Genomic DNA, 22609 nt, shown 5'->3' with positions numbered 1-22609 from the left:
TCCGGTGGCCGGGGCCGTTGTGGAAGCGTCCGCGACCTGAACGCCGACGCCTTTCGGCTGAAATCCCCTTGACGGTGTCAGTACCGTGGACCGCATGGGTTGGTCGCTGAGCTATCTGAAGCCGCGTGAGCCACAGTTGTTGGACGCGCTTTTCCTGTCGGCTGGTCGCGCGTTGCACCTGGCCAGTGCCTTCGAGTCGAAGTGTCAGTACGTCTTGCGGATGGCCAACCTTGCCGAGGCTGCACAAGCCGACCCGGTGTTGGGTCTGCAAGAGATGATCAACGGCCTGCCCCCGGGCAAGATGCTCGGGGGGACGTTGCGAGACCTAGCGAACACATCGCTCGGCTCGCGAACCTCCGACTTCGACGCCCTCGATGGGGCGAGGAGGGCACGCAACTTCATTGCGCATGAAGGAGCCTCGGTAAGCTCAATATCTGCCGTGAGTCGAGGCGATATCTTGGAGCATGCAGCGCGACTGCGCGCTGCTGTCGCCGATCTAGCCTCGGGCGACAACGTCGTGTCGCAATGGTGCTTCCACCTCGATGAGCCGAAAGACTCTCTTCCGAGGATGCTGATAGACGCTTACCCAACCATGGTCGACGGTTGGGTGTTTGGTCACTTCGGCGGCCTACTCGACGCCGAGGACGACTCGCCCTCACACGTCGTTGAAGCTGAGTAATTCTGTCTCGCAGATAGAGGCACCCTCCACGGGGTGCCTCTAGGTTGCTATGAAGCCTGGCCTCCATTCCTCGGCCAGGGCGAGAAGCGCACGCTAGTGAGCTTCATTAGAGCAGCGCCCTTAGAGGGGCGCTGCTTATCTCTAAGGCCATAAGTTCCCTGGCCTTGGTCGGCCGGGGCATAGCTGCGCAGCGGAGCAGCAGCTAACGGCCCCCAAGGGGGCCTTACTAAGGCCATAAGTCGCCGAGGTCCGTTCAGGCAGCCTCGGTGAACCATTCCCGGTCACCGATCCAGCCCAGGCACTCCGAAGAACGGTCACCCGCCAGGAGGCGAAACGTCGTCTTCGCTCCGCGCTTGCTCCCGACCGCCTCGACGTCGAGCCATCCGGCATCGATCAGGGCCTTTACTCCGCGCTCGGCATAGCGGCGAAGGTTCCCGGCCCGGTCGCGCACGCCGACAGCATCGGCAAGCGAACGCCACGGAACGGTCACCTCGGATTCGTCGCCGCAGAGGCGGGCTATCTGCCGGGCCACGGCCTGACCGCTACGCGGCACGCATTGAACCGCGTCGGCACACCACAGGGCGGCTTGCCCGGTTGGGGGAGCCGTCTCGGCCGCAAGGGCGAACCCGCGCTTTCGCAGCTTCACCCTGCGCCTCTTGATAGCGTCCGCGTACTGTTCGGCAAAGGTCATCGGTCAGGTTCCCTTCCGGGGGATGCGGGTGGAGAAAAGGCCCCGGTCATCCGGAGCCGTTGTGCGGTCTTCTACGCCTAGGTTTTAACCTGCCAGGGGTGGCGGAATCAAGAAAGAGGGTTTGAACGGCCAGAGGCCGAGCGTGGGCACGATAAAGCCCCCGAAGCGTTTACACGCGACGGGGGCAAGGGTTGGGAGCGTGGGTACCCCCACCTACTTCCTCCTATAAGCCATCTGCTTCGGCAGAATGTATTCCGCCTCCGGCTCGATCAACCAGTATCCCTCGGGAACTTGAAGCCCGGTTTCCTTGGCGATTTCGGCAAGCTCAGGCATCTTGCAAACGACTCGCCGGCTCCCGTCTTCCGTGGCCCCCACCATCACAGATATGCCGTGCCGTTGCAGGAACACACGTTTCTGTTCGTCATCCTTGGTCGCCCACTCTTCGGAGTAGGTCCGCCCCGTCTCCTTCCATGCCGGGGCATCCTCGGCAGTCTTGATTTCCTTCCGCAGACGTTCCACCTTGGCCGACTGGAATTCGTGCTGACCCCAGTAGCGTTCAACCTGAACGTCGGTCTTGAACCGTCCAGCTAGGTAATCTGCTTCCAGTCGGTCTAGTGTGGCCTCGGCCTCGGCGAGCTCGGTCTTGGCCTGACTGATGGAATTACCAGTCCGCTCCATAACGGGGAGCGGGCCGAGAGTGACCTTCACGAAGGTCCCAACAGCCGTGTCTAGGTCATCGCGCCGAATGCGGCCAGGGTTAGGGCACGTTCCGGTGTTGACGTTGTTGCAGGCGTAGTAATGATGCACGCGGCCATTCGGCTTCGTCTTCTTGTTGGACGACATCCGGGCGCCGCAACCCTGGCAGGTAGCCACACCACCGAGCATCGACCGCGAAGGAGTGGACCGCCTAACCGGGCGATCACTCTTGAGCGCGGCCACGAATTCCGACCACTCGGCAAAATCCATCAACGGTTCATCAGTGATCCGAACATTCTCGCCGTTCTCGTCTACGACGTTCTCGCCCTTGTAGGTGTAGATGCCGGCCACCGTGGGATTCATGGCTATGGCGCGAATCGCGTTGGCAGTCCAGGCAACGCCCCTCGGATCTTCCCCCTTCACGATTCGAAGATGATCCCGCCAGGTGGGAACGCCACCCTTATTCAGATCAAGCGCGATCTTGTACGACGACCAGTCGCCCTTCAGTCGCTCGACAATCTCGCGGAACAACTCCGCATACGTGGGGTCCTGAACCAGCTTCTTTCCGCCGCCTTCCTGCCGTTCGAAGCGGTACCCGTACGGTTCGACGCCACCGATCCAAACGCCCTTGGCCTTACGAGCGGCCGAGCCAGAAAGCGCCCGGGCGCGGATGGTGTCCAACTCGCCCTCGGCGAAGGCGGCGATGATCTGAGCGAACATCTTGCCCATCGGGGTGGACATGTCGATGCCCTCGGTCACCGACACGATGGACTTCCCGTGCTTCTGGCACCACTCGAAGACCTCGGCGAAGTGACCTGCCTTCCTGCTGAGACGGTCGAGCTTCCAGACGGCCAACACGTCCCACTGCTCGACGCGCTCGTTGAACCAAGGACCGAGGCCCGGTCGTTTGAAGGGGTGCATCGCACCGGACACGTCCAAGTCTTCCGCCCAGCCCGCTATGCGGCCGTCCACGGCCGGGCCAGCAGTCCAGTGCTCTACGGCCTGCCTCTGCTTCCCAGGGCTGGTGGTGTCGTCCTTGAGGATGGACAGGCGGACAGCGCCCAGGACCCTCGGGTGCTTGATCATGGCGGTGATCGTACGGGGGTGCACGCGAGGTGAACAAGTCGAACGACTTCTTCCAGGACCCGGCCCCGGCGCCCACGTTCACGTCGATCCCGGTGCGGGGTCCCGGGCTGGCCTAGTGCCCTCGGGTGCGGCGGGGACGGCCCGCGGCAAAGCCGCTGACGCATACCGCGCCCCCGCCGCCCCTACCCGTCCCGTCCTTAGGGCCGCCGCCCCTTCGAGCCCGGCGGGGCCGAGTGCCCGTAGAGCCACAGGAGCCCCCCGGCCCACGGCCGGGGGGCTCCTGCACGTCCGCGTCCTCAGCCGCGGCGGTAGCCGGCCCACAGGGGCCCGCCGGCTCGGGACAGGGGCTCGTGGACCGCTGCCGTGAAGGCGTCCAGGCCCTCGGGCGTGCCGGTGACCGCCGCCGCCGCGCCCGTCGTCAGACGTGCGTGCAGCGCGGGGTCGGCCGCGGCCAGGCGGCGGGAGAGCGACTTGCCGCCGCCCAGCCAGTGGCCGCCCACGAGCAGCGCCAGTTCCGAGGCGCGCCGCAGCAGGTCGGCCACCAGATACGTGCGCTCCGACGGGTCGGTGCAGCCCCGCAGGTCGTCCAGGGTGTCGGTGAGCGCGTACCGCCGGTCCTCCAGTTCCGTGGCCGGCACCGGGGGCGGCCCGGCGGCCAGCCGCTCGCGGGCCTCGGTCCGCAGCGCGGCCCCGAGTCCGTCCGCGTCGGCCAGCAGCAGTCCGTCCGCGCACATGGCCAGCAGGGGGGACATGCGCTCGGCCGTCTCCCGCTCCGCGAAGCCCCGCCAGTCGGCCTCGGTCTGGACGAACAGCTCCACCGGCCGGCCCCGGTGCACCAGGCCCTCGCGGAACGGAGCGGGCGGCCCGGCCAGCAGGACGACGATGTCCAGGTCCGAGGTGGGGGTGCGGCGCCCGGTCAGGACGCTGCCGGCCAGGAAGGCGGCCCTGGCCTGCGGGAAACGGTCCCGGACCAGGTCCCCCGCGATCTTCACATGATCCATCGGCACAGTCCGGCCCCGCCCCGGCCACCCGACCGGCCCACCCCCGGAACATCCCCGCCCCGTCGGCCGCTGTACCGGGCATGAGCGAATACCGCATCGAGCACGACTCCATGGGCGAGGTCCGCGTCCCGGCGGACGCCAAGTGGCGGGCCCAGACCCAGCGTGCCGTCGAGAACTTCCCCATCTCCGGCCAGCGGATCGAGCGGGCGCACATCGAGGCGCTGGCCCGGATCAAGGCGGCGGCCGCGAAGGTGAACGCCGAGCTGGGGGTGCTGGACCAGGACGTGGCGAAGGCGATCCAGGAGGCGGCCGGGGAGGTCGCCGAGGGCACGTGGGACGAGCACTTCCCCGTCGACGTGTTCCAGACGGGCTCCGGGACCTCCTCCAACATGAACACCAACGAGGTCATCGCCACCCTCGCCAGTGAGCGGCTCGGGCGGGACGTGCACCCCAACGACCACGTCAACGCCTCGCAGTCGTCCAACGACGTGTTCCCGTCGTCGATCCACATCGCCGCCACCGCCGCCGTCACGCACGACCTCGTCCCGGCCCTGGAGCACCTCGCCGGCTCCCTCGCCCGCAAGAGCGAGGAGTTCGCCGACGTCGTGAAGTCCGGGCGGACCCATCTGATGGACGCGACGCCGGTGACGCTGGGGCAGGAGTTCGGCGGGTACGCGGCCCAGGTGCGGTACGGCGTGGAGCGGCTGCGGGCCTCGCTGCCGCGGCTGGCCGAGCTGCCGCTGGGCGGCACCGCGGTCGGCACCGGGATCAACACCCCGCACGGCTTCTCCGCCGCCGTGATCGAGGAGGTCGCCCGGGTCACGGGGCTGCCCCTGACCGAGGCCCGCGACCACTTCGAGGCGCAGGGCGCCCGGGACGGGATCGTGGAGACCAGCGGGCAGCTCAGGACCATCGCGGTCGGGCTGACGAAGATCGCGAACGATCTGCGCTGGATGTCGTCCGGGCCGCGGACCGGGCTCGCCGAGATCCGGCTCCCGGATCTGCAGCCGGGCTCGTCGATCATGCCGGGGAAGGTCAACCCCGTCGTACCGGAGGCCGTGCTGATGGTCGCCGCCCAGGTCATCGGCAACGACACCACCATCGCCACCGCCGGTGCCGCCGGGAACTTCGAGCTGAACGTGATGTTGCCGGTCATCGCCAAGAACGTCCTGGAGTCCGTGCGGCTGCTGGCCAACGTCGCGCGGCTGCTGGCCGACCGGACGGTCGACGGCATCACCGCCGACCGCGAACGCGCCCGCGAGTACGCCGAGTCGTCCCCGTCCGTGGTGACCCCGCTCAACAAGTACATCGGCTACGAGGAGGCCGCGAAGGTCGCCAAGAAGTCCCTCGCCGAGCGCAGGACGATCCGTGAAGTGGTCCTGGAGGGCGGGTACGTGGAGCGCGGTGATCTGACGCGGGAGCAGTTGGACGAGGCGCTGGACGTGCTGCGGATGACGCAGCCGTAGCCGCGGGCGGTCCTTTCCGGCCACCGGCGCAGAACCGTGATGCGCACCGCAGCGTCGTATGCCTACGGCACCTAATATCTGTGCATGACGGACGACGGAGCGGTGAGACGGATGGCAGCCGGCCCTGCGGCGTACTGGACCCCCGGGACCCGGATCCTGTGGCGCTACCGGGAGAATGCCGGTGAGCACGTCCACATCGCCCGGCCCGTCACCGTCGTACGCGACGACGCGGAGCTGCTCGCGGTGTGGCTCGCCCCCGGCACCGAGTGCGTCAAGCCGGTCCTGGCCGACGGCACGCCCGTGCACGTGGAACCGCTGGAGTCCCGCTACACCAAGCCGCGCACGGTGCAGCGGGACCGGTGGTTCGGCACGGGTGTGCTGAAGCTGGCACAGCCCGGCCGGCCCTGGTCGGTGTGGCTGTTCTGGGATCCGGACTGGCGGTTCAAGAACTGGTACGTCAATCTGGAGCAGCCGCTGTCCCGTTGGGCGGGCGGGGTGGACTCCGAGGACTACTTCCTGGACATCTCGGTGCACCCGGACCGCAGTTGGCACTGGCGCGACGAGGACGAGTTCGCCCAGGCCCAGCGGGACGGGCTGATGGACGCCGAGACCGCCGAGCGGGTGCGGGCGGCCGGGCGCGACGCGGTCGAGGTGATCCGCGCCTGGGGGCCGCCGTTCCGGGACGGCTGGCAGCACTGGCGCCCGGACGCCTCCTGGGAGGTACCGTCACTTCCCGAGGACTGGGACCGTACGCCCGCGCACGTGTCCTCATGAGACCCTTGATGCGCCCCCAGGCAAGAAACGTAGGATCGTCCTCCGCAAGGGCGCATCACAGCAACTACCGGAGCATGCGCCAGGCCTGACCGATCGTCACCGAGGGGCGGCAGCACGTGAGCGAGGGGTACCAGGGCACCACCACCGCCGGCCGTGCGGACACCGCCGGTGGCACAGGATCGACCTCTGACCACGCGGGAATTCCGTTCCTGGGGCACGTATTGCGGGTATCGGGATTTCTGCGGGACCAACTGCGCGGCAGGCCCATGGCCCCGGACGGATGGATGCGACACGCGTGACGGAGCAGCCCACCTCCTTCGAGCGCCCCCAGGGCGCCGACCCCGCGGAGGCCCGCGGGGCGCTCCTGCGTACCCAGAAGCCGCCGGGCACCCCCGCCTTACCGGTGCAGGCCCGGGCCGACGGCGCACCCTCGGGGCAGGGCACGGCCACGCCCTGTGGCCAGGGAAAGGACGGCGCGGGGAAGGAGTCCCCGGTCGGCAAGGGGAAGGAGCCCCCAGTCAACGGCCCCGAGCACTCCCAGCCCGCCACCACCGAGCCCGGCACGCACCGCCCGCGGCCCGCGCCGGAAGGCATCCCGCCGCAGCCCGCCGCCGAGTCGGAGCGGGTTCCGGGTGGTCCGGAGCGCCGTACCGGGCGGGGTCTGCCGCCGGGGCGGCCGATGCCGATGCGGCGCGACGGCGACCGGCTCAGGTTCGTCGGCGCGGCCACCCGGCGGATCGCCCGCGGTCTCGATCTGGACGAGATCGTGATGGGGCTGTGCCGGGCCACCGTGCCGACCTTCTCGGACGCGATCCTGGTCTATCTGCGCGATCCGCTGCCGGTCGGTGACGAGCGGCCCACCGGTCCGGTGGTGCTGCGGCTGCGCCGTACCGACCGGATCCCCCAGGAGCGGGACACCGACGGGGTGCCGCTGCCGCCGGCCTTCGACCCGGATCCGGAGCCGACCGCGCTGGCGGACCTGTCGTCGCTGACGACCGAGCTGTGCGAGGTGCGCCCCGGCGGCGCGCTGAACGAGGTGCTGCGCGGGGTGCGGCCGGTGTTCGCCGACGCGCCCGCCGCCCGGGCCGCGCTGCCGGAGCTGCTCGGTGAGGGCGGCGAGGCGGTCGTGCCGTCCGGGCAGCACGCGATCCTCGCGCCGCTGCGCGGCCGGCGCCGGGTGATCGGCGCGGCCCTGTTCCTGCGCCGCCCGGAGCGGCCGGCGTTCGAGGCGGACGACCTGCTGGTCGCCGCCCAGCTGGCCACGCACAGCGCGCTCGGCATCGACAAGGCGGTGCTGTACGGCCGGGAGGCCTACATCGCCGACGAGCTGCAGCGCACCATGCTGCCCGAGACCCTGCCCCGGCCGACCGGTGTGCGGCTGGCCTCGCGGTATCTGCCGGCCGCGGAGACCGCGCGGGTGGGCGGCGACTGGTACGACGCGATCCCGCTGCCCGGCAGCCGGGTGGCGCTGGTGGTGGGTGACGTCATGGGGCACTCCATGACGTCGGCGGCGATCATGGGCCAGCTGCGCACGACGGCCCAGACGCTGGCCGGGCTCGACCTGCCCCCGCAGGAGGTGCTGCACCACCTGGACGAGCAGGCGCAGCGGCTGGGCACCGACCGCATGGCGACCTGCCTGTACGCCGTCTACGACCCGGTCACGCACCGCATCACCATCGCGAACGCCGGTCATCCGCCGCCGGTGCTGCTGCACCTGGGCGGCCGGGCCGAGGTGCTGCGGGTGCCGCCGGGCGCGCCGATCGGCGTCGGCGGGGTCGACTTCGAGGCGGTCGAGCTGGACGCGCCCGCCGGGGCGACGCTGCTGCTGTACACCGACGGCCTGGTGGAGTCCCGGCTGCGGGACGTGTGGACCGGGATAGAGCAGCTGCGCGAACGGCTGGCCGCGACCGCCCAGTTGACCGGTCCCGACCATCCGCCGCCGCTCGAGGCGCTGTGCGACGAGGTGCTGGACATGCTCGGCCCGGGCGACCGGGACGACGACATCGCGCTGCTCGCGGCCCGCTTCGACGGGATCGCGCCGAGCGATGTCGCCTACTGGACGCTGTCCCCGGAGGACTCCGCTCCGGGCCAGGCCCGTCGGCTGGCCCGGCGCGCCCTCGCCCGCTGGGACCTGGAGGAGCTGACCGACTCGGTGGAGCTGCTGGTCAGCGAGGTCGTGACGAACGCCGTGCGGTACGCCTCCCGGCCGGTGACGCTGCGGCTGCTGCGCACGAACGTGCTGCGCTGCGAGGTCGGCGACGACGTGCCGCAGCTGCCGCGGCTGCGTCAGGCCCGGGCCACGGACGAGGGCGGGCGCGGCCTGTACCTGGTCAACAAGCTGGCCCGGCGCTGGGGCGCGACCCGGCTGAGCACCGGCAAGGTGGTCTGGTTCGAGCTGAACCGGGGCTGAGGGCCCCGCACGTGCGCGAGGGGCGCCCGGTGAGTACCGGGCGCCCCTCTCGCGTGTCCCTTACTGGTCGCCGGGGTCGAGCGGGTTCTCCGGCGTGATGTCGCCGGAGGGCTCACTCGGCGGCGGCGACGACGAGTGGCTCGGTGGCGGCGACGAGGACTGGCTCGGCGGCGGTGACGACGAGTGGCTCGGCGGCGGCGAGGAGGACTGGCTCGGCAGGGGTGACGAAGACGACGGGCTCGGCGGCGGCGACGAGGACTGGCTCGGCGGCGGCGAGGACTGCGCCGGCTCGACGGCCGCGCCCTGGTCCGTGTTCAGGTCGAACCGGGCTCCCCCGTGCGTCACGCCGAAGGTGTACCCGGCCCAGATCTTCGCCGGGTAGCCGCCGCCGTTGATACGGGGCGGGATCAGACCGGTCGCGCCCGTCAGGGACACGTGCCGGTGGCCGGTGTTCTCGCCGAACAGGCCGACGGAGGTGACGAGGTCGGGCGTGTAGCCGGTGAACCAGGCGGACTTGTCCTCGTCGGAGGTGCCGGTCTTGCCGGCCACCTGCTGGCCGGCGCGCAGCGGGTTCTCCGCGACGTTCGTCTTCGCCGTACCGTCGTCGACCACGCCGGTGAGCACCGACGTCACGGTGTCGGCGGCGGTGCGGCTGATCGTCGGCCCGCCGATCGGGTCGGGGAACTCGATGTCGGGATGGCTCTTGTTCTCGGCCGACTTGACGAGCGCCGGGGTCACCTTGTTGCCGTGGTTGGCGAAGGTGGCGTAGATCCCGGCCATCTCCAGCGGGCTGGCGCCCATCGAGCCCAGCGTCTGGGCGGGCACGGCCTGCATGCCCTCGGTGTCCATGCCGAGGTCCTTGGCCGTGCTCATCACCTTGTCCATGCCCACGTCCACGCCCATCTGCGCGAAGACGGAGTTGACGGAGTTGTTCATCGCCTGCTGGACGGTGATGGGGCCGTAGTCGCGGTGGTCCTCGTTCGGCGGGCCGAAGCCGACCCGGCTGCCGTGGTCCAGGACCTGGCGGCCGCTGGTGCCGTCGTAGTCCGTGTCGGCCGAGATCGCCTTGCCGTCCTGGGTGGTCGCGGCCTCCTGGAGGGCTGCGGCCAGGATGACCGGCTTGAAGGTCGAGGCGGGCTGGTAGTCGCGGCGGGTCGCGTTGTTGTAGTAGTGCTTGAAGTAGTCCGTGCCGCCGTACATGGCCACGACCTTGCCGGTCTTCGGGTCGACGGACACGGCACCGGGCTGGACGTCGGCGTCGACCGGGCGCTTCTTCGGGTCCAGCTTGCTGGTCAGCTCGTCCTTGACGGACTGTTCCAGCCGGTGCTGCTTCTTCCTGTCGATGTTGAGCGTGATGGTCCAGCCGCCCTTGCGCACCAGCGCCTCGGCGTCCCCGAGGGTGGCGGCGCTGCCCTGGCTGACCAGCCGCTTCTCCAGCGCCGTGTTGGCCGCGTCCACCAGGTAGCCGGTCTGCCCCTTCATGCCGGGCGCCGCCTTGGGCTCCTTCGGCTTGGGGAAGGTCATGCCCTGGCGCTTGCCCGCGTCCAGCCAGTGCTGCTTGACCATGTTGTCCAGGACGTAGTTCCAGCGGGCCGTGACCAGCTTCTTGCCCGTGTCGGTCGCCTGGTTCCAGTCGTACTGGTTCGGCGCCTGGAGCAGCGCGGCGAGGTAGGCGCCCTGCTCGACCGAGAGCTGCTTGGCGTCCTTGTGGTAGTACGCCTGTGCCGCGGCCTGGATGCCGTAGGCGCCGCGGCCGTAGTAGCTGGTGTTGATGTAGCCCGCGAGGATGTACTCCTTGGACTTCTGGCGGTCCAGCTTCAGGGAGATGACCAGTTCCTTCAGCTTGCGCGAGACGGTCTGGTTCTGGTCCAGGTAGTAGTTCTTGACGTACTGCTGGGTGATCGTCGAACCGCCCTGCGTGCCGCGCCCCATGACGGTGTTGAGCACACCGCGGGCGGTGCCCTTCAGGTCGACGCCGGAGTCGTGGTAGAAGGACTTGTTCTCGGCCGCGACGAAGGTGTGCTGGACGTCCTTGGGGACGTCGGACAGGCCGACGCTCTCCCGGTTGAGCCGGCCGGTGCGGGCGAGCATCGTGCCGTCGCTGTACTTGTAGATGTTGCTCTGCAGCTGGGCGTCGGCGTTGCCCGCCGGTATGTCCACGTACATGTACAGCCCGATGAAGGCCGCGATCACCAGCAGGCACAGTCCGAAGAACGTGCCGACGATCTTCTTCCAGGTGAAGAGCCGGCGTATGAAGCTCTTGGCCGGCTTGCCGCCGGCCGCGGGTCCGGGGCCGGCCGCGCCGGCCGCGGGTGCCGAGGAGCGAGGGCTCTTGGGCGCCGCGCGGCGGCCACCACGCTGTCGCGCTCGTCTCTCTTCCGCTCGTCCCATGAGTCCCTCTGCTCCGCTTCCGTCTCGGGGTCAGCTCCGAAAGCTAACACCCGTCTATATGACAAAGGACGTCCGATCCGCTCTTTTACGGACGTGACAATCAGCACCCGCCCCACAGGGAACCGACGGATCTGGAGGCCATGGGGTTGCCTCCCGCCGTAAAAGTGATATCACTTAGCTATAAGGAAGCCAGGCTGAGAGAAAGCCGGGCCCGCCGAGGCGGGCCGCGCGAGAAACGGGGATCCGCCATGTCCGCATCCGACCCGGCCACCACCGCCGACGTACCCGAGATGCCCGCGCCACGCGTGCGGGAGTTCAACGCGCACAGCATCGGCGGCGGGCTCGCCCTGCTGCTGGGGCTGCTCGGACTCGCCGTCGCCGTCGCCCTCTTCGCCGGCGCCTCGGCGGTCTCCGCCGCCGGCGCCAAGGGCGGGCTGATCGTCGCCGGGGTCGTCGTCTTCCTGGCCGCCGTGATCGCCATGCGCGGCCTGAACACGGTCGCGCCGGGCGAGGCCCGCGTCGTCCAGCTCTTCGGGCGCTACCGGGGCACGATCCGGCAGGACGGCCTGCGCTGGGTGAACCCCTTCACCTCGCGGACCCGTATCTCCACGCGGGTGCGCAACCACGAGACCGCCGTCCTGAAGGTCAACGACGCCTACGGCAACCCGATCGAGCTGGCCGCGGTCGTGGTCTGGAAGGTCCAGGACACCGCGCAGGCCACGTTCGAGGTGGACGACTTCGCCGAGTTCGTCGCCACGCAGACCGAGACGGCCGTACGGCACATCGCGATCGAGTACCCCTACGACGCCCACGACGAGGACGGCCTGTCGCTGCGCGGCAACGCCGAGGAGATCACCGAGAAGCTCGCCGTCGAGCTGCAGGCGCGGGTGGAGGCGGCCGGAGTGCGGGTCATCGAGTCGCGCTTCACCCATCTCGCGTACGCTCCCGAGATCGCCTCGGCGATGCTCCAGCGGCAGCAGGCGGGGGCCGTCGTGGCCGCCCGGCGGCAGATCGTGGACGGCGCGGTCGGCATGGTCGAGGCGGCGCTCGGGCGGATCGCGGAGGCGGACATCGTGGAACTGGACGAGGAGCGCAAGGCGGCGATGGTCTCCAACCTGATGGTGGTGCTGTGCGGCGACCGGGCGCCGCAGCCGGTTCTCAACACCGGGACGCTCTACCAGTGACGGAGTCCTCGGAGTCCCCGAAGCGGCGTCAGCCGCAGCAGCGCAAGCAGGTGCTGCTGCGGCTGGACCCGTCGGTGTACGAGGCGCTGGCCCGGTGGGCCGGTGACGAGCTGCGGTCCGCCAACGCGCAGATCGAGTTCCTGCTGCGGAAGGCACTGGCCGAGGCGGGGCGGCTGCCCCGGGACACCGGGCCGCTCCCCCGCAGGGGCCGGCCGCCTGTTTCGTAACCGTGACAATCGGGCCCCCACCGGGCCCCACCTGGACCTGCGCACCCCCCGCCATGATCTGCACACAGCGCGTATACACGCGACGTATACACCGTGTGTAGAGTGCGGGCATGTCCATCGGTCACACCCTTCTGGGAATCCTGGAGTCGGGACCGCGCCACGGCTACGACCTGAAGCGCGCCTTCGACGAGAAGTTCGGTCACGACCGGCCGCTGCACTACGGCCAGGTCTACTCCACGATGTCCCGGCTGCTGAAGCACGGCCTCGTGGAAGTCGACGGCATCGAGGCGGGCGGCGGCCCCGAGCGCAAGCGGTACGCCATCACCGACGCGGGCATCACGGACGTCGAGCGCTGGCTCGGGACGCCGGAGAAGCCGGAGGAGTACCTCCAGTCGACCCTCTACACCAAGGTCGTCCTCGCTCTCCTCACCCGCCGTGACGCGGCCGTCATCCTCGACACCCAGCGTGCCGAGCATCTGCGCAGCATGCGGATCCTGACCGACCGCAAGCGCAAGGGCGACCTCGCGGACCAGCTGATCTGCGACCACGCCCTGTTCCACCTCGAGGCCGACCTGCGCTGGCTGGAGCTGACCGCGGCGCGCCTCGACAAGCTCCGTGAGGCGGTGGCCAAGTGACTCACCCGACCGGTTCCCTGCTCACCGCCGACGACCTGCGCAAGGCCTACGGCCCCACGCTCGCGCTGGACGGCGCCGAGTTCTCCATCCACGCCGGCGAGGTCGTCGCCGTGATGGGACCCTCCGGCTCCGGCAAGTCGACCCTGCTGCACTGCCTCGCCGGCATCGTGCCGCCCGACTCGGGCTCCATCCTCTACGACGGCCGCGAGCTCGCCGGCATGTCCGACTCCGAACGCAGCGCGCTGCGCCGCAGCGAGTTCGGGTTCGTCTTCCAGTTCGGCCAGCTCGTCCCGGAGCTGACCTGCGTGGAGAACGTGGCGCTGCCGCTGCGCCTGAACGGCACCTCCCGCAAGCAGGCCGAGAAGGCCGCGCTCGGCTGGATGGAGCGGCTTGAGGTGGACGACCTCAAGGACAAGCGGCCCGGCGAGGTCTCCGGCGGCCAGGGGCAGCGCGTCGCGGTGGCGCGGGCGCTGGTCACCGCACCCCGGGTGATCTTCGCCGACGAGCCGACCGGCGCGCTCGACTCCCTCAACGGCGAGCGCGTGATGGAGCTGCTGACCGACGCGGCCCGCTCCACCAACGCGGCCGTCGTCCTGGTCACGCACGAGGCCCGGGTGGCCGCCTACTCCGACCGCGAGATCGTCGTACGCGACGGCAAGTCCCGGGACATGGAGCGCGCCATATGAACGCCCGCCCGTCACCCACCACCGCCCTGCCGGAGGCGCTTCGCGCCGCCCCTTTCCATTCCAAGTGGTGCAGGGATCTGGGGATGGGGGTCCGGTTCGCCTTCACCGGCGGGCGCGAGGGCTGGATCCGGGTGCTGCTGACGGCGGTCGGCGTCGGCCTCGGCGTGGCGCTGCTGCTGCTGACGACCGCGATCCCCAACGCGATGGCGGTACGGCACGACCGCGACGCGGGCCGCCTGGACTACACCTACGGGCCGCCCCGGCCCAAGGCCGCCGACACCCTGGTGATCTCCGACGCCAACTCCACGTTCCGCGGCAGCGACGTGCGCGGCCGGCTGGTGGAGCCCGAGGGACCGCGGGCACCGATCGCACCGGGCCTGTCGGCGTACCCGGCGCCGGGTGAGATGGTCGTCTCCCCCGCGCTGAAGCACCTGCTCGCCTCCGACAGCGGGAAGCTGCTGCGCGAGCGGCTGCCGTACCGGATCGTCGGGACGATCGGCGAGAGCGGCCTCATCGGCTCGCACGAACTCGCCTACTACGCCGGTGCGAAGAACCTGGCCCCGCGGATCAACGGCTGGCAGACGGCACGGATCGACACGTTCGGGCCGCCGAAGAAGACCCCGGCGAGCCGGCTGGACCCGGTCCTGCTGCTGCTGGTGCTGGTCGTCTTCGTGGTGCTGCTGATGCCGGTCGCCGTGTTCATCGCCGCCGCCGTACGGTTCGGCGGGGAGCGGCGCGACCGCAGGCTGGCCGCGCTGCGGCTGGTGGGCGCCGACAGCCGCATGACCCGGCGCGTCGCGGCGGGCGAGGCCCTGGCCGGATCCCTGGTCGGGCTGGCCCTCGGCACGGTCTTCTTCCTGCTCGGCCGGCAGCTCGCCGGCTCGGTCGAGATCATGGGCGTCAGCGTCTTCCCCAGCTACCTCAACCCCACGCCGACCCTGGTCGTCCTGGTCGCGGTCGCCGTTCCGGCGGCGGCGGTGCTGGTGACCCTGTTCGCGCTGCGCGGGGTGGTCATCGAGCCGCTGGGCGTGGTCCGCACGGCCAAGGTCAGGCGCCGCCGGCTGTGGTGGCGGCTGCTGCTGCCGCTGGCCGGTCTGGGGCTGCTCGCCCCGATGATCGGGAAGGGCTCGGAGAACGGCTACTTCAACGAGTACCAGGTGATCGGGGGCGTCCTGCTGCTGCTCCTCGGTGTGTCCGTGCTGCTGCCGTGGGTCGTCGAGGCGGTGGTGGGCCGGCTGGGCGCCGGCGGCGCGGCCTGGCAACTGGCGGTACGGCGACTGCAGTTGAAGAGCGATTCGGCGGCCCGCATGGTGAACGGCATCGCGGTCGCGGTGGCCGGGGCGATCGCGATACAGATGCTCTTCGCGGGTGTCCAGGGCGACTACACCAAGGTCACCGGGCAGGACACCACTCGGGCGCAGATGCAGGTCAACCTGTCGCGCGGGGTCGACTTCACCACGGCCGCGAAGAAGTTCGCCGTCACGAAGGGCGTGCGCAAGGCCGTCGCACTGGGCAGCGCCGACGTCGGCGACCGGAGCTGGCACGGCAAGGGGCCGGCGACCTCGACCGGCGTCACGGTCGGCGACTGCGCCGCCCTGCGCGAGGTCGCCCGGCTGCCCAGCTGCCACGACGGGGACGTCTTCGCGGCCACCGGGTCCGACACCACCATCGACGCCGACACGGTGAAGCTGGCCAAGGCGGGCCGCCGGCTCTGGCTCGACACGAACGTCGGCGTCGGCGTCGGCCGCCCGCGGCCGGAGATCACCTGGACCGTACCGGGCGGCCTGAAGCACGTCCGCGCCATCACCTCCCCGGACGGGAACAAGACGGGCGGGTTCCTGCTGACCCCGTCCGCCGCTCCCGGTCGTGGCAGCGTCGCGTTCAGCGGGGCGGTCTACGTGTCGATCGACGAGTCGGTCCCGGACGTGCGCGAGTACGTCCGCAACACGGCGGCGGCGATCGACCCGATGGCGGACACGATGATGTGGTCGGCCACCGAGGAGTCGAACAAGTTCACCTCCATCCGCACCGGGACGTTCGCCGGCGCCATCTGTGTGCTGGCGCTGATCGGGCTGAGCCTGCTGGTCTCCCAGCTGGAGCAGTTGCGCGAGCGCAAGCGGCTGCTGTCGGCGCTGGTCGCGTTCGGCACCCGGCGGCGCACCCTCGGCCTGTCGGTGCTGTGGCAGGCGGCCATCCCGGTCGCCCTGGGGCTGCTGCTGGCCTCGGCCGTCGGGCTCACGCTGGGTGCGGTGCTGCTGAAGATGGTGGGCGCGACGCTGTCCGTCGACTGGTCGGGCGTGCTGTCGATGACGGGCGCCGGGGCGGGTGTGGTCCTCACGGTCACGCTGCTGAGCCTGCCGCCGCTGCTGCGGCTGGTACGGCCGGACGGATTGCGCACCGAGTAGGCGGGCTCCCAGGGCCTGTCCGAAATTCGCGTCGTCGCCCGGGGCGGCAGACGGGAATTGTCAGACAGGGCCCTGGTCCAGAACCCGCACCGGCAGCACCCGCAGGGCATCCCGCAGAGCAGCAGCCAGTTCCTCGTACTCCGCGGAGCGCGCCGCCCCCGTCCGCATGGCGAAGGCGACGCGCCGGCTCGGAGCCGGCTCGGCGAACGAGCCGGTGAGGAGCTGGCTGCTGCGCGCCGTCTCCAGCTTCAGGGCGGTGCGCGGCAGCAGCGTGCAGCCGAGGCCGCCCGCCACCAGCTGGACCAGCGTGGACAGACCGGCGGCCGTGGTGGTGACCGGCGCGTCCGCGCGTCCGGCCTCCCGGCAGATGTCGAGGGCCTGGTCGCGCAGGCAGTGCCCCTCGTCCAGGAGCAGCAGGTTCAGCTCCTTCAGCGCCTCGCGGGGGATGCCCTCCCGGCCGCCGAGCCAGTGGTCGATCGGCGTGACGAGCATGAAGTCCTCGTCGAACAAGGGGAGTTCGACGACGCCGGGCACGCCGAGCGGGACCGCCAGCAACAGCAGGTCGAGGCGGCCGGAGCCCAGGCCGTCGAGGAGGCTGGCGGTCTGCTCCTCGTGCACCTGCAGATCGAGGGCCGGGTAGCGGTCGTGGACCAGCCGCAGCACGGTCGGCAGCAGGTACGGCGCCACGGTCGGGATCACCCCGAGGCGCAGCACACCCGTGAACGGCGCCCGGACCGCCTCGGCCTCCTCCAGCAGCGCCCCGACCTCGTCCAGCACCGCCTTTGCCCGCACGGCGAGACGCTCACCGGCGGACGAGAGCAGCACCTTGCGCGTCGTACGCTCTAGGAGCGTCACCCCGAGGGTCTCCTCCAGCGCCGAGACCGCGCCCGAGAGCGCGGGCTGGCTCATACCGATGGCCGCCGCCGCGTCCCGGAAGTGCAGGTGCTCGGCGACTGCGGCGAAGGCGCGCAGTTGCGCGAGCGTCGGCTGCCTCTGCTTGCCGTTACCCATGGTCACTGATAACTACCTCCGATCAACCTGACCGAGTGTAGCTATTTCACTAATCAATGCACCCTGTGCCAACATCAACGGCGTCCAACCCATGGGAAAGATCCTCAAAAGGGGTCTTTCCTCGCTGCAAGGAGAGCACGTGCTCACTGTCGGTGACAAGTTCCCCGAGTTCGAACTGACCGCCTGCGTCTCGCTGGAGAAGGGCAAGGAGTTCGAGCAGATCCACCACAAGTCCTACGAGGGCAAGTGGCTGGTCGTGTTCGCCTGGCCGAAGGACTTCACCTTCGTCTGCCCGACCGAGATCGCCGCGTTCGGGAAGCTGAACGACGAGTTCGCCGACCGCGACGCCCAGATCCTCGGCTTCTCCGGTGACTCCGAGTTCGTGCACCACGCCTGGCGCAAGGACCACCCGGACCTGACCGACCTGCCCTTCCCGATGCTGGCCGACTCCAAGCACGAGCTGATGCGCGACCTGGGCATCGAGGGCGAGGACGGCTTCGCGCAGCGCGCCGTCTTCATCGTCGACCCGAACCGCGAGATCCAGTTCACCATGGTCACCGCCGGCTCCGTGGGCCGTAACCCCAAGGAGGTCCTGCGGGTCCTGGACGCCCTGCAGACCGACGAGCTGTGCCCGTGCAACTGGAGCAAGGGCGAGGACACCCTGGACCCGGTCGCGCTGCTGGCTGGTGAGTGACCCATGTCGCTCGACTCCCTGAAGTCCCGCGTCCCGGACTACGCCAAGGACCTCAAGCTCAACCTGGGCTCGGTCATCGGCAACTCCGACCTGCCCGCGCAGCAGCTGTGGGGCACGGTGCTGGCGACCGCCATCGCCTCCCGTTCCCCGATCGTGCTGCGTGAGCTGGAGCCGGAGGCGAAGGCGAACCTGACGCCGGAGGCGTACCAGGCCGCCAAGGCGGCCGCCGCCGTCATGGCGATGAACAACGTCTTCTACCGGACGCGCCACCTGCTGTCCGACCACGAGTACGGCACCCTGCGCGCGGGTCTGCGGATGAACGTCATCGGCAACCCGGGCGTCGAGAAGGTCGACTTCGAGCTGTGGTCGTTCGCGGTCTCCGCGATCAACGGCTGTGGCATGTGCCTGGACTCGCACGAGCAGGTGCTGCGCAAGGCCGGCGTGGAGCGCGAGGTCGTCCAGGAGGCGTTCAAGATCGCCTCCGTGATCCAGGCCGTCGGCGTCACGCTGGACGCCGAGGCGGTTCTCGCCGAGTAAGGCCGCGGCCCGCTTCGCAGGACCCCGCTCACTCCTCGTGGGCGGGGTCCTCCGCGTTGTCCGCCACGGTGACGTAGTCCTCCGGCTCGGCACCGGCCCGCTGCTCGCGGACCTCCTCCGAGTACTTCCGCAGATAGCCCACCACCGTGTTCGTCACCGCCACCAGCGGCACGGCCACCACGGCGCCGCCGATGCCGGCCACCATGCCGCCGGCCGCCACGGTCAGCACGACCGCCAGCGGATGGACACGGACCGCGCGGCCGAGGATGAACGGCTGCAGGACGTGGCCCTCGATCTGCTGGACCGCGAGGACCACCACCAGGGTCATGAGGGCCGTGAAGACACCCTGGGTGACCAGCGCCACGATCACCGCCAGCGCGCCGGAGGCGACCGCGCCGACGAGCGGGATGAACGAGAACAGGAAGATGAAGACGGCCAGCGGGACGGCCATCGGCACGTCCAGGAAGTAGATGCCGATGCCGATGAAGATCGCGTCGATCAGGGCGACCAGGACCGTGCCGCGGACGTAGGCCGTCAGGGTGCGCCAGGCGCGCGGACCGGCGCCGGCCACGCCCGGGCGGGCGGCGGAGGGCACCAGCTTCAGGAACCACTCCCAGATGCGCTTGCCGTCGTAGAGCAGGAAGAGCGTCGAGAAGAACACCAGCAGGATGCCGGTGAGCGCCTCGATGATGACCTGGACGCCCTCCAGGCCCGCGGAGGTGATCTGGTCGGTGTTGGCGCCGATCGCCTCGCGGAGGTTCTTGGCGATCTGGTTGATCTGCTTGTCGGTGACGTGGAAGGGGCTCTTCAGCAGCCAGTCGCGCAGGTCGTCGATGCCGGACTGGATCTGGTTGGAGAGCGTGTCGATGTTCTCCATGACCTGCCAGGTCACGAACCAGCCCATCAGCCCGATGACGACGAAGCCGGAGATGGCGGTGAGCGCGGTGGCCGGACCGCGCGGCACCCCGCGGCGGGTGAGCCGGGCGACCGTCGGCTGCAGCAGCGCCGTCACCAGCAGGGCGATGACGAAGGCGAACACCACCAGCTGCACGGCGCTGATGACCCGCATCAGCACCCACACGGTGCCGGCGAGGACCAGCAGCCGCCAGCCGGCCTCGGCCGCGACCCGGACACCCCAGGGCACCGCTTCGGCGGGGTCGGGGCGGGGACCGGCCGGAGGCGCGGGCCGGGGGGCGGGCTTCGCCGGGGCGGCGGCCCGTTCGGCGCCGGCCGGCGCGGATCCGGTGCCGCCCGGGCGGCCGTCGTCCTCCTGCTCGACCTCCGCGCGGCGCTCGTCCAGGCGCTCGCCCATCTCGGTCAGACCGGCACCGAGCCGGCCGAGCCACCCTGGCACTCGCGACATCATCCGTCCTCTTCCCCCGCGTCCCCGGGTGCTCGCCACCACTCCCCCCTGGAGCCGTTCGTACACGACCGTACAGGGCGAAAGCCCCTCCCCTGAGGACGGGGAGGGGCTGCGCAAGGTTGAGCGGGTGCGGGCCGGACTAGTACCAGTGGTTCGCCGACCAGAACGACCAGGCCTGGCAGGGGCTGCCGTACCGGCTGTTCATGTAGTTGAGGCCCCACTTGATCTGGGTCGCCGGGTTGGTCTGCCAGTCGGCGCCCGCCGAGGCGTACTTGCCGGCGGGCAGGGCCTGGAAGAGACCGTAGGCACCGGAGGAGGCGTTGACCGCGTGGTAGTTCCAGCTGGACTCGTGGTCCACGATGTTGCTGAAGCACTGGAACTGGTCGCCGGCCACCATCTGACGCGCCATCGCCTGGATCTGCGCGACGCTGTAGCTGCTCTGGACCGGGAAGCTGGAGGAGTCGCGGGCGCTGTCGCGGCTCGCGGCCTCGGTCTTCGCCTGGGCGCGCTCCTTGGCCTCCTTCGCCGCCTTCTCGGCGGCGGCCTTCTTCGCGATCGCGGACTCGGCCGCTGCCTTGCGGGCCGCCGCTTCGGCGTCCTTCTTGGCGCTCGCGTCCGCGGCGATGGCCTGTGCGTCGGCCTGCTGCGTCAGGGACGCGGACTGTACCTGGGCCTGCTGACCCGCGGGTATGTCCGCGAGGAGCGTGGTGTCGGCGGCCGTCGGCTCGGCGTCGTTGTTCTGCGCGACGCTGCCCGAGGCAACTCCGACGACGCTCCCGACGGCGGTGACCGCGGTGGCCGAGGCCACTGCGAATCCCCGGACCGAAATCCGGCTCACACGGTTTCCTTCCAGCATCGTCCGCTTCGGTGACCCTGGCGGACGCAATCGTGCCCCCTGACACTGGCCTCCCAACTGCGGGGTCACGGGAGGCACGGGCCCGGTGGGCAACTCCCCGGAAGGGAGTGCCGCGTGGTGCTCGGGCGGCATACGACGAACTCTATGGAGTTGGTGGTGCTTCTGTGGTGCTGTACCGCTGGGGGTACAGGTGTGTCGTATGCGGGGCCTGACAGGACTGAGACTCTGCCGCAACCCGACACCGGGTGGCAATTCTGAGTTGCGTGTGAAACCTCACATCCCGTTTCGCCCAGGGGATTTCCGGAAAGCTCCACATGCCAAGGCGCCGCCCGGCTAGGCTCTTGGCCTTTGCCGGACGGCGCCAACTGGGTTGAGACGGCTCAGATATGGCCCTCTTCGAGCATTTCGGTCACAAGGGCCGCGATCTGGGACCTCTCGGACCGGTTCAGGGTGACATGGGCGAAGAGCGGGTGCCCCTTCAGCTTCTCCACGACGGCGACCACACCGTCGTAGCGCCCGACGCGCAGATTGTCCCGCTGTGCCACGTCATGGGTCAGAACGACCCGTGAATTGGCGCCGATCCGGGACAGCACGGTCAGCAGCACGTTCCGTTCCAGCGACTGCGCCTCGTCCACGATCACGAACGCGTCGTGCAGCGAACGGCCGCGGATGTGGGTGAGCGGGAGCACCTCCAGCATCCCGCGCGCGGTGACCTCCTCGATGACCTCGCGGCTGGTGACGGCCGAGAGCGTGTCGAAGACGGCCTGCGCCCACGGGCTCATCTTCTCCGCCTCGCTGCCCGGCAGATAGCCCAACTCCTGGCCGCCGACCGCGTACAGCGGCCGGAAGACCATCACCTTCTGATGCTGCCGGCGCTCCAGGACCGCCTCCAGGCCCGCGCACAGCGCCAGCGCCGACTTGCCGGTGCCGGCCCGGCCGCCCATCGAGACGATGCCGACGTCCGGGTCGAGCAGCAGGTCGAGCGCGATGCGCTGCTCGGCGCTGCGGCCCTTGATGCCGAACGCCTCGCGGTCGCCGCGCACCAGGCGGACGTTGCCCTCGGCGGTGACCCGGCCGAGGGCCTTGCCGCGCTCGGACTGGATGGTCAGGCCGGTGTGCACGGGGAGGTCCGAGGCCTCCGGCACGTACACGTGCCCCTCCTCGAAGAGGACGTCCACCTGTTCACCGGGGAGCGTCAGTTCGCTCATCCCCGTCCAGCCCGAGTTCTCGGTGATGGCGAGTTCGGCCCGGTACTCCTCGGCGAGCAGGCCCACGGACGAGGCCTTGATCCTCAGGGGCAGGTCCTTCGACACGACGGTGACGTCGAACCCCTCGGCCTGCAGATTGCGGGCCACCGCGAGGATGCGGGAGTCGTTGTCCCCCAGGCGGTAGCCGGTGGGCAGCACGCTGGGGTCCGAGTGGTTGAGCTCGACACGGACGGTCCCGCCCAGCTCCCCGATCGGGATGGGGGCGTCGAGGCGACCATGCTTCACCCGGTAGTCGTCCAGCAGGCGCAGCGCCTGGCGGGCGAAGTAGCCGAGCTCCGGATGGTGCCGCTTGGCCTCCAGCTCCGTGACCACCACGATGGGGAGCACGACCTCGTGCTCGTCGAAGCGGGTCAGGGCGTTCGGGTCGGCCAGCAGGACGCTGGTGTCGAGAACATAGGTGCGCCGGTCTGGCTTGTGGCGCTTTGCGCTGGTCACCACGGAAGGACGTACCCCCTCGGATGAGGTCGGGGAGCGACGAGGTGGAAGCCGGGCCGGGAGGGCGGGAAGAACCAGGCCGGCCGACGGCGCTCGCGCGAGGCGGGCCGAGAA

19 protein-coding genes are annotated in these 22609 nt (G+C 70.1%); 11 read left to right on the top strand and 8 right to left on the bottom strand.

Going from position 1 to position 22609, the window contains the following annotated elements:
• The first annotated feature begins 94 nt into the window (after positions 1–94).
• Positions 95–679: a hypothetical protein gene (locus AB0N17_RS24450; protein WP_366013581.1), complete on the top strand. Its 585-nt coding sequence runs from the start codon at positions 95–97 to the stop codon at positions 677–679.
• A 253-nt stretch (positions 680–932) separates the two neighbouring features.
• Here AB0N17_RS24450 and AB0N17_RS24445 read toward each other — a convergent pair whose 3' ends face one another.
• From AB0N17_RS24445 to AB0N17_RS24435, 3 genes are all read right to left on the bottom strand, one after another.
• Positions 933–1370 carry a hypothetical protein gene (locus tag AB0N17_RS24445; RefSeq protein ID WP_366013580.1) on the bottom strand — a complete coding sequence of 146 codons (438 nt, stop codon included), beginning with the start codon at positions 1368–1370 and terminating at the stop codon, positions 933–935.
• A 213-nt stretch (positions 1371–1583) separates the two neighbouring features.
• Entirely contained in the window at positions 1584–3152 is a 1569-nt protein-coding gene (locus tag AB0N17_RS24440) for a recombinase family protein (protein WP_366013579.1), read from the bottom strand.
• Between the two features lie 296 nt (positions 3153–3448).
• A complete protein-coding gene (locus AB0N17_RS24435) occupies positions 3449–4153 on the bottom strand; it encodes a nucleotidyltransferase domain-containing protein (protein ID WP_366013578.1) in 705 nt (234 codons plus the stop codon).
• Positions 4154–4233: 80 nt separating this feature from the next.
• Here AB0N17_RS24435 and AB0N17_RS24430 point away from each other — a divergent pair, with 80 nt between their 5' ends.
• The 3 genes from AB0N17_RS24430 (at position 4234) to AB0N17_RS24420 (ending at position 8803) form a co-directional block, all read left to right on the top strand.
• A complete protein-coding gene (locus AB0N17_RS24430) occupies positions 4234–5619 on the top strand; it encodes a class II fumarate hydratase (RefSeq protein WP_366013577.1) in 1386 nt (461 codons plus the stop codon).
• A gap of 111 nt (positions 5620–5730) precedes the next feature.
• Positions 5731–6393: a DUF402 domain-containing protein gene (locus tag AB0N17_RS24425; RefSeq protein ID WP_366013662.1), complete on the top strand. Its 663-nt coding sequence runs from the start codon at positions 5731–5733 to the stop codon at positions 6391–6393.
• Positions 6394–6688: 295 nt separating this feature from the next.
• Positions 6689–8803, top strand: coding sequence for a SpoIIE family protein phosphatase (locus AB0N17_RS24420; protein ID WP_366013576.1), 2115 nt, complete (start codon positions 6689–6691; stop codon positions 8801–8803).
• Positions 8804–8863: 60 nt separating this feature from the next.
• Here AB0N17_RS24420 and AB0N17_RS24415 read toward each other — a convergent pair whose 3' ends face one another.
• Complete coding sequence (locus tag AB0N17_RS24415; RefSeq protein ID WP_366013575.1) at positions 8864–11194, bottom strand: transglycosylase domain-containing protein; 2331 nt, start codon at positions 11192–11194, stop codon at positions 8864–8866.
• A gap of 248 nt (positions 11195–11442) precedes the next feature.
• Between AB0N17_RS24415 and AB0N17_RS24410 the strand changes: the two genes are divergently transcribed.
• The 5 genes from AB0N17_RS24410 to AB0N17_RS24390 all read left to right on the top strand — a co-directional run bounded on the left by AB0N17_RS24410 (position 11443) and on the right by AB0N17_RS24390 (position 16331).
• Positions 11443–12378 carry an SPFH domain-containing protein gene (locus tag AB0N17_RS24410; RefSeq protein ID WP_366013574.1) on the top strand — a complete coding sequence of 312 codons (936 nt, stop codon included), beginning with the start codon at positions 11443–11445 and terminating at the stop codon, positions 12376–12378.
• On the top strand, positions 12375–12605 hold the full coding sequence (locus tag AB0N17_RS24405) for a hypothetical protein (RefSeq protein ID WP_366013573.1): 231 nt from the start codon (positions 12375–12377) through the stop codon (positions 12603–12605). Before AB0N17_RS24410 ends, AB0N17_RS24405 begins: the two co-directional genes overlap by 4 nt.
• Before the next feature lie 110 nt (positions 12606–12715).
• Positions 12716–13240 (top strand): PadR family transcriptional regulator, encoded by a 525-nt coding sequence (locus AB0N17_RS24400; protein WP_366013572.1) that lies wholly within the window; start codon positions 12716–12718, stop codon positions 13238–13240.
• Positions 13237–13926, top strand: a complete 690-nt coding sequence (locus tag AB0N17_RS24395) for an ABC transporter ATP-binding protein (protein WP_366013571.1) — start codon at positions 13237–13239, stop codon at positions 13924–13926. The genes AB0N17_RS24400 and AB0N17_RS24395 overlap by 4 nt, the downstream gene beginning before the upstream one ends.
• Positions 13927–14009: 83 nt before the next feature.
• A complete protein-coding gene (locus tag AB0N17_RS24390; protein ID WP_366013570.1) occupies positions 14010–16331 on the top strand; it encodes an FtsX-like permease family protein in 2322 nt (773 codons plus the stop codon).
• A gap of 60 nt (positions 16332–16391) precedes the next feature.
• On the opposite strand, the gene AB0N17_RS24385 is transcribed toward AB0N17_RS24390, so the two are convergent.
• Complete coding sequence (locus tag AB0N17_RS24385) at positions 16392–17342, bottom strand: LysR substrate-binding domain-containing protein (protein ID WP_366013661.1); 951 nt, start codon at positions 17340–17342, stop codon at positions 16392–16394.
• Between the two features lie 139 nt (positions 17343–17481).
• Here AB0N17_RS24385 and AB0N17_RS24380 point away from each other — a divergent pair, with 139 nt between their 5' ends.
• A complete protein-coding gene (locus AB0N17_RS24380; protein WP_071381327.1) occupies positions 17482–18036 on the top strand; it encodes a peroxiredoxin in 555 nt (184 codons plus the stop codon).
• Positions 18037–18039: 3 nt separating this feature from the next.
• On the top strand, positions 18040–18573 hold the full coding sequence (locus AB0N17_RS24375; protein ID WP_366013569.1) for an alkyl hydroperoxide reductase: 534 nt from the start codon (positions 18040–18042) through the stop codon (positions 18571–18573).
• Between the two features lie 28 nt (positions 18574–18601).
• On the opposite strand, the gene AB0N17_RS24370 is transcribed toward AB0N17_RS24375, so the two are convergent.
• The 3 genes from AB0N17_RS24370 to AB0N17_RS24360 all read right to left on the bottom strand — a co-directional run bounded on the left by AB0N17_RS24370 (position 18602) and on the right by AB0N17_RS24360 (position 22498).
• On the bottom strand, positions 18602–19936 hold the full coding sequence (locus AB0N17_RS24370; RefSeq protein ID WP_366013568.1) for an AI-2E family transporter: 1335 nt from the start codon (positions 19934–19936) through the stop codon (positions 18602–18604).
• Between the two features lie 139 nt (positions 19937–20075).
• On the bottom strand, positions 20076–20774 hold the full coding sequence (locus AB0N17_RS24365; protein WP_366013567.1) for a transglycosylase SLT domain-containing protein: 699 nt from the start codon (positions 20772–20774) through the stop codon (positions 20076–20078).
• 398 nt (positions 20775–21172) lie between these two features.
• Complete coding sequence (locus tag AB0N17_RS24360) at positions 21173–22498, bottom strand: PhoH family protein (protein ID WP_366013566.1); 1326 nt, start codon at positions 22496–22498, stop codon at positions 21173–21175.
• Positions 22499–22609: the final 111 nt, after the last annotated feature.

Origin of the sequence: Streptomyces sp. NPDC051133 (genome assembly GCF_040682635.1) — a bacterium.
In the GTDB taxonomy this organism is placed as follows: Bacteria; Actinomycetota; Actinomycetes; order Streptomycetales; family Streptomycetaceae; genus Streptomyces.
Note: the sequence above shows the minus strand (reverse complement) of the source record. Positions and strands in the feature narration are given on the sequence as shown.